Origin of the sequence: uncultured Acetatifactor sp. (assembly GCF_948601915.1) — a bacterium.
Taxonomy (GTDB): domain Bacteria; phylum Bacillota; class Clostridia; order Lachnospirales; family Lachnospiraceae; genus Acetatifactor.
This window is the reverse complement of record NZ_CAPDXS010000208.1, coordinates 1-6,884: the sequence shown is the minus strand read 5'-3', so window position 1 is coordinate 6,884 and position 6,884 is coordinate 1. Positions and strand designations below refer to the sequence as shown.

General features: G+C 52.4%; 10 protein-coding genes and 2 pseudogenes. 9 read left to right on the top strand and 3 right to left on the bottom strand.

The window, feature by feature from the left end; genetic code table 11:
- Positions 1-244: pseudogene (locus Q2B33_RS22580) on the top strand (hypothetical protein); the annotation flags it as partial.
- Positions 245-458: 214 nt separating this feature from the next.
- Positions 459-680 (top strand): DUF6133 family protein, encoded by a 222-nt coding sequence (locus Q2B33_RS22575; RefSeq protein ID WP_300783270.1) that lies wholly within the window; start codon positions 459-461, stop codon positions 678-680.
- A 3-nt stretch (positions 681-683) separates the two neighbouring features.
- Here Q2B33_RS22575 and Q2B33_RS22570 read toward each other — a convergent pair whose 3' ends face one another.
- Positions 684-932: a hypothetical protein gene (locus Q2B33_RS22570; protein WP_300783272.1), complete on the bottom strand. Its 249-nt coding sequence runs from the start codon at positions 930-932 to the stop codon at positions 684-686.
- Between the two features lie 300 nt (positions 933-1,232).
- Here Q2B33_RS22570 and Q2B33_RS22565 point away from each other — a divergent pair, with 300 nt between their 5' ends.
- The 3 genes from Q2B33_RS22565 to Q2B33_RS22555 all read left to right on the top strand — a co-directional run bounded on the left by Q2B33_RS22565 (position 1,233) and on the right by Q2B33_RS22555 (position 3,042).
- Positions 1,233-1,649: a zinc-finger-containing protein gene (locus tag Q2B33_RS22565; protein WP_300783276.1), complete on the top strand. Its 417-nt coding sequence runs from the start codon at positions 1,233-1,235 to the stop codon at positions 1,647-1,649.
- Between the two features lie 16 nt (positions 1,650-1,665).
- Positions 1,666-2,247: a sigma-70 family RNA polymerase sigma factor gene (locus Q2B33_RS22560; RefSeq protein WP_300783278.1), complete on the top strand. Its 582-nt coding sequence runs from the start codon at positions 1,666-1,668 to the stop codon at positions 2,245-2,247.
- Between the two features lie 99 nt (positions 2,248-2,346).
- Positions 2,347-3,042, top strand: coding sequence for a hypothetical protein (locus tag Q2B33_RS22555; RefSeq protein ID WP_300783280.1), 696 nt, complete (start codon positions 2,347-2,349; stop codon positions 3,040-3,042).
- Between the two features lie 56 nt (positions 3,043-3,098).
- Here the strand turns inward: Q2B33_RS22555 and Q2B33_RS22550 are convergent, their stop codons facing one another.
- Entirely contained in the window at positions 3,099-3,320 is a 222-nt protein-coding gene (locus Q2B33_RS22550; protein ID WP_300783282.1) for a hypothetical protein, read from the bottom strand.
- The gene (locus Q2B33_RS22545) at positions 3,301-3,735 is read right to left on the bottom strand and encodes a hypothetical protein (RefSeq protein WP_300783284.1); all 435 of its coding nucleotides are present in this window, start codon (positions 3,733-3,735) and stop codon (positions 3,301-3,303) included. Before Q2B33_RS22545 ends, Q2B33_RS22550 begins: the two co-directional genes overlap by 20 nt.
- Before the next feature lie 92 nt (positions 3,736-3,827).
- Between Q2B33_RS22545 and Q2B33_RS24625 the strand changes: the two genes are divergently transcribed.
- The 4 genes and pseudogenes from Q2B33_RS24625 to Q2B33_RS22525 all read left to right on the top strand — a co-directional run.
- On the top strand, positions 3,828-4,031 hold the full coding sequence (locus Q2B33_RS24625) for a helix-turn-helix transcriptional regulator (protein ID WP_334305430.1): 204 nt from the start codon (positions 3,828-3,830) through the stop codon (positions 4,029-4,031).
- Positions 4,032-4,586: 555 nt separating this feature from the next.
- The gene (locus Q2B33_RS22535; RefSeq protein ID WP_300783286.1) at positions 4,587-5,399 is read left to right on the top strand and encodes a hypothetical protein; all 813 of its coding nucleotides are present in this window, start codon (positions 4,587-4,589) and stop codon (positions 5,397-5,399) included.
- Positions 5,400-5,431: 32 nt separating this feature from the next.
- Entirely contained in the window at positions 5,432-6,502 is a 1,071-nt protein-coding gene (locus Q2B33_RS22530) for a DUF932 domain-containing protein (protein WP_300783288.1), read from the top strand.
- Between the two features lie 177 nt (positions 6,503-6,679).
- Positions 6,680-6,884: pseudogene (locus Q2B33_RS22525) on the top strand (hypothetical protein); the annotation flags it as partial.

The following is a 6,884-nucleotide window of genomic DNA, read 5'->3' as shown; positions in this document are numbered from 1 at the left end:
CATGCTCTCCGATGTGGTGCGCGGGCTGATCGGCGTCCTCCGGGGGGACGACCAGAGGATGTACTTCAAGATGATCTGCTTCGACATGCGGCAGATTGAGCAGAACAACCTGAAAAAAGAAGCTGCCAAACGCCCCAGAAGGATACAGCGATACTCCATGATGATGCTGGTGTGCATCATGATTATCTATCTGGTTGTGCTGTGTACCGAGGTCATAAATTCCCTGGGCGTGTTCTTTGGATAACAGGAATCATGAAACAATTCAATGGTAATCCAGCCCCTTAGTCGAGGGACTCTATTACATAGATATGGCTGCGCCGTCCTGCCTGCCGCCGGAGCCACAGAGGGAAAAAAGATAACCGGCCCTGGCTGCAAAAGGCACCCGGCTCCCGGGCAGGCATGGCTGCCATGCAAGAAACCGAAAACAAGCATATTTAAATTCAACGAGGAGGTTTTCCATGAAAAAACTTAACAATGCAATCCGCAACAGTTTCGACAGCACCATCCGCAAGGCCCGTGAGACGCTCTCCAACCAGCGCGGCGACTTCTACATCTCCGATGCCGTGAAGATTATCATCGCCGTGGTTCTGGGCGCATTGCTGCTTGCCGCCTTGACCGCTATCTTCAACAGTACGGTCATCCCGAGAATCACGCAGGAGATTACAAGGCTGTTCGGATAGAATCTAAACCATACACACTTCGAAAGTATATAGGAACCAGTCTGCAAACTCAGTAGCTGGTTCCAATTCTTTTATTTCCATAAACTCTATAAAAAATAAATAAAAACCGGAACTTTTTTCTTTTAAAAAGAGCGTAATAAATATTAGAGGGATATTTTTATGACCAATAAAATGTATCAGTTTTTGAAAGCAACCCGAGGCAACTGGCACAACTCCATTTACATAAAGTGCAGTTCCCTGCTCTGCCTTCATGGAAACCTGATGCCCTGTGAAGGCTTCCTAATGGCGATAGATGCAGACGGCTCTCCCATATTTATGCCAGTGGATGCACTGCGAAAGTTCTCCAGAGAGGCCATAGACCCGGAAGAATGCTGCATCATCCTAAACAAGCATACGTTCGAAGCTGCCTATGCCCAGTACGTAGAGTGGCACACTGCTTCCCCGGAAAGCTGTTCCCTGAAGCAGCTTTGCGAAGCCACTGCATCAAGCTGCCCCTGCTGAAACCATCCAACCCAGCGTCCCGCCCCATGCGGCACACCACGGAGGTGACCAATGAAAAACCGAAGAACCTACAGCATCCACTGCCCCTACTGCGGCGCCCCTGCGGTCTGCAGACCCGCAAGCACAGTCTACGGCACTGACACAATCGACCCCAAAAGCTATCTCTACCTATGCTCCAACTGGCCCTCCTGCGATGCCTATGTAAGCGCCCACAGGAAAGACCGCAGGCCCATGGGAACCCTGGCGAACAGCGAGCTCCGCCACAAGCGCATCCTTGCCCACCGCGCCCTCCAAAGGCTGCAGAAAGAACGGCACATGGACAAATGGGCGACATACCTATGGCTCCAGGCCAGGCTCGGGCTTGACGCAGACCATGCCCACATCGGCATTTTCTCCAGCCAGATGTGCGACCAGGTCATCTCCCTGTGCCGGGCACCTGCCAGCCCAAACCGAAAACTGGCAACATGAATGCGAGGTGATACTTATGAAAAAGAAAATCCGTTTGACGACAGAACAGAAAAAACTTGTGGAAAGGCATCTCTCCATTGTGTACTGGATTATCCGGGAGAATATCTCCGTAAACGGCAGCGTCTATGGCTTTGAGTATGACGACCTGTACCAGGAAGGATGCCTCTGGCTCTGCCATGCCGCCATTTCCTATAATGCAGAGCTGGCAAAATTCCCCACCTTTGCCAAAAAGGTAGTGCGGAACGGCCTCATTTCCTACTGTAGGGAGAAGTGTGCAGAGCAGAAACATTTCATCAGGCTCGCAGAAGATGAAACCGGGGAACTGTTGAATGGGTACCCATCCAAGCACCCTCCCGATACCTTTACTTCCCGGGCAGGCACCATGGAGATACTGGAACTCCTCACTTCCGCCACAAAGGATTTCAAGGGCGTGTCGAAGCTGGGCATAGAAGCCCTTGCCCTGAAAGCACAGGGCTATGCCACATCCGACATTGCAGCCCGCTACCATGTCCCTCCGTCCCATGTAGGGGCATGGATCTCCAGAGCATCGCAGAAGCTCCGGGACAGCCCATCCTTCCTATCCGGATTACTGTACTGAAGGGATGCCATTTCCCTGCCAGCAGCCCATCATGAGAAACAACCGCTAAAATACCAGCAACCCTTCAACCACATACACCACAAGACCAGGAGGTACCCTATGAGAAGAAAATCACTTTACACAGCCATCGGACGCTTTGAGCGCAGAACCAACCGCCATGGACAGGCCTATCCCGTCATCCTGTTAGGAGGGAACGAATACATGGCAGACCTGCAGGAAATGGCACTCTGGACAAGCCTGAACTGGCGGATTGCCCGCAACGAGGAAATTGCTTCTTTATACGAGAAGACCATCTCCAGATCCGGTTTTTCCGCAGAACGGCCACTGGAGGCATGCATCCAGCGCCTGCTGATGCGCGGCCTGATTGTCTGCGGCACCGGGGAAACAGAATACGATGCCCTCTACGACCTGCTTGCCGCCCTGTATGTCCTCCCTGCGGAAGGCACCCTGCTGCAGCGGGCATCCGCCTTCCTGAAATTTACCCTGCTCTGGCACACTCCCTTTTCCGCTGCCTGGAAACTCTTCCAAAAGGATAGACGTACAAAAGACGAAAAGCGGGTCATGGGACTTGCAAGACAGGCTCTTCTCTCCACAGCGGAAATCATCAAATGCTTCGAAAAAGATGTCCACAGCCTGCCCAGCGAGGAAAGCATCATGGACTCACTCTATGATGACGAGCATACCACCAGCGATAACCTTCCCTTCCTGGCCTGCACCTTCCCCAGCAGCCAATCCGTAATCCTCGCCATAGCCAACCTATATCTCCGCCGACAGATTATCTTTGAAATAATATAGCTTCCTAAAATTATAACGGACAGTGGTTCTTCTCCCTGTCCGTTATAATTCATGCCCTATGTTTCCTCTCTTTCCCACTGCTCTATACAGCGATATAATTCATCAATCTGCTCTTTTTCCATCTTCCTTTTACACCGTGGGCAGTACTCCCTGAACCTGCATGCACCGCTTTCACAGACCCCCTTCATTTTACGGCATTTCATCATCCAATATATAAACCTCATAATGTTTGACACGATTAAAAATATCAGTGTCACATTATATATCATGTCTTCCATCAATCCTCTTGTCCCCCCTCACCCTTGCCTTCATCCCATCGTAATCTGTCCCAAAGTATTCACATATGCTTGCCAGAACCCATTTCCTTTTACCTGTATATTCATCCCGTTCAAGAACCTCAAACATATCCTCATCCGCTAACTTAATCCCGCCTAGCACATATCCGTTTCGCGAATATTCCACAATGCCTTCACAGATAACCGGCTTCTGTAGATAACTCAGCACAGAATAGGCTTCCCTCAAATGTGGAAATATCCCCATATAGGTCTCATATAAAAAAATATCATTCGGGCTTTCGGTATCATATTTTACCAGCAGCAGATCATCCGTATCCAGATAGCCGCTCTGGTGTAATACGGCTTCCAGTTTCTTGTTTATCCCAACCAGTTTCTTTTCCAGCGATTGTATATCCATGTCCTATCCCTCCATACTTATTATAGCCGATTTTTCGGCAATATTCAATCTCCATTTGCGCTTATATACTATTATTTATCGAGGTGACACAAATGTTTGACTATACTCCGCTATGGAAAACAATGGCTGAAAAGGGAATAAACCAATACCAGCTAATCAAAGACTATCATTTCTCTACGGGAACCCTTGATGCCTTACGGAAAAATAAGAGTGTCACTGTCAACACAATCGTGACCCTATGCCTGATTCTGGACTGCACTCCCAATGATATCTTAAAGGTCAATAGGACTGTATAAATGGCACCTGCCAGACTGGCAGCCTTATTCTGTTCTTTCTTTTTACTATATATAGTTCTAAATATATTGACATCCACAACATATAGTGTTATACTGTCCCTGTAATTGATTTTTGTGCGTATCCCCATGGGATTACAGGAACACATCCTGTACCGCGGAACCCTTTCCGCATTGCACACGCTGTCAAGTTTGTACTCCAGTGCCAGTAGCATCAGTCTGCCCATTTTGCGGCAGCGTCTGCCGGCATTTTTTTATAGATAACACCGCCATTGGCAGAAAGGAGCAGAAAGACAGATTCCATAGGCCTAAAAGCGGCCTGGATGTAAGGATGCCGCCCCTATCCAGGGTATGCCATGCCCAATACATTCCAATGCCGCCGCACAGCCCCATTACACAAGAACCGCACCGGTTTTCAGAATGAACTGAACGACCGGTACGGTTCTTTTTGTGTATGGAGGCAAAACTACGAAAAACACAGCAGCACACGCCTCCACATATGGATGCCCACAGGGCGCATCTTCCGTGGAGAAGCAAAAAGAAAGGATGGTAAAGACAATGAAAAGCGACAAAGCCCATCGGGGCGGCACAGGCATCCTCATAGGTGCCGTAATCGCCATACTGGCACTGGTAAGGGGAGCATGGCAGCCATGGCTCCTTCTGGGGGTATTCCTCCTGTGGGGACTTTCCCTTCTGGCCGCCCATGCACTCCCCCGCACCCATCAGGCGAAGAGCCGCAGGAAACGTAGGCCCCGCCGAAAAAGGCGCCCTGCTGATGGCGGGCCGGACATTTCAGCCTGGATGCAGGAACCGGACAGCGTATCCGCAGAGAGCCTGCTCCTGCGCCATGTAAACCACAGAATCTCCGCTTACCTCCGCTCTGCATATCCTGGCATCACATGGGAATGGGAGGAAAAAAGGCCTGAAAAGCTGGCCCTGTCCGGCGGCACCGGGCGCATCCGCGTCTTCGGTGTCTCCGACTTCGACCATGCAGACATCACCCTTGACCGGCAGGCCAACATCACCTGCAGCATGCTTAAGATTGTCCCCCTTGCGGACAATGGGAACAGTGCCCCTCCAGAAGGGCAGGCGTCTGCAGACAGACAACCCATAGACCCGCAGGTCTGGTATGAAGTCCAGGGCCGCACCGTGCTGGAGGCCCTTGTGACCGACCTGAATTCCCGGGGCTACAGCTACCTGACCCTCCATGAGAATGGCGACGCCTGTGTGGAGGAAGGCCAGCAGGAGGTCACAAAGGAGCACCTTCTGGGCTTTCCCGAAAAAACCTACTGGAACCGCCTCGTGGAGGTTCTTGAAAGCAATGGCCTGACGGCAGAAGCCACCCCCGGCGGCATCCGCGTCAGCTGGTAGCCGCAACAGCACAGGAAAGGAAGTGAAACAGAATGAAGACAGGACTATCACTGGAAGAAATGGCTGCCGAGATCACAAGGCAGCGCAGCCTGAAAGAGGACTACCTGGTGGATACCAGGAACCTACAGATGGCCCCCCACAGCGGCCAGGTCTATCTCCACATCTTTAACGGCAAGGAAGAACGCGTGGAACCCATGCAGGTCAACTCCATCGCCCACCGGCAGCTGGGCGCACACCTGCACATCCCGGCCGCCTACTATGACCGGATGCTGGAAGAAGACCCGGCGCTCCTGGCACAGAACGTGAACACCTGGCTCCACAGATCCCCCTCACGGCGGATTGTGCGCACCATGGGAGGCACGGCCAGGGCATTCTTAAGCGACCGCTACCGCCGCCTGGACAACTTCGAGATTGCCTCTGCAGTCCTGCCCATCATAGGGCAGATGAAAGACGCACGCTTTGAGAGCTGCCAGGTCACGGACAGCATGATGTACCTGAAAGTGGTCAACACACGTCTGGAGGCGGAAGTCTCCCCCGGGGACATCGTGCAGGCAGGCATGATCATCTCCAACAGCGAGGTGGGCACCGGTGCCGTCAACGTGCAGCCCCTTGTCTACCGACTTGTCTGCAGCAACGGTATGATCGTCAATGATGCCAGGACACGCCGCAACCATGTGGGACGGGTGAACAAACTGGAGGAAGCCTACCGGCTCTACTCCGACAAGACACTGGAAGCGGACGACAGGGCATTCCTGATGAAGCTCCAGGACACCGTTAAGGCAGCCGTGGAGGAGACACGCTTCGCCCGTGTGGTTGACCTCATGAAGACCGCCGCCAAAACGGAGATGACCACCGATGACATACCCGGCACCGTCAGGATGGCAAGCAGGGAATTCCATATCACCGAAAGCGAGGAGAAGGGGGTCCTGCAGCACCTGATCGAAGGAAAAGATTTAAGCCTTTACGGCCTCTCCAACGCCGTCACACGCTACAGCCAGGACGTGGAGAGCTATGACCGCGCCACAGAGCTGGAGAGCATCGGATACAACATCCTCTCTATGCCCGCAGGGACATGGCGCAGAATCAACCAACCGGCCGCATGATGGAGGCCCTGGCATTGGGAGACACTGGCCAGACTTCCGCTATTTTTTGCAGTACGGATACATGTACTGGCAACAGGAAACCAGAGATTCAGGGAACAGGCACCCCGCCGGAATTGGACGTCTTAAAGACGCACGGTTATGGCATTCCCCGTTCCCCACAAAAAAGGAGGACACCAAATGGATTACAACCAGAACACCAACCCCACAGAACAGCAGCAGTTCCTGCTCCCCACAATGACAATGGACACCGACTTCACCGCAGAAGAGCTGGCAGAGGACATGGACGGCATGCAGATGAACTTCCCCAGGGTGAAGATCCCCTCCGGCGGCTCCCTGCAGTTCGAGATCCCCACAGGCGACCCGGACAACCCGGACTATGCCA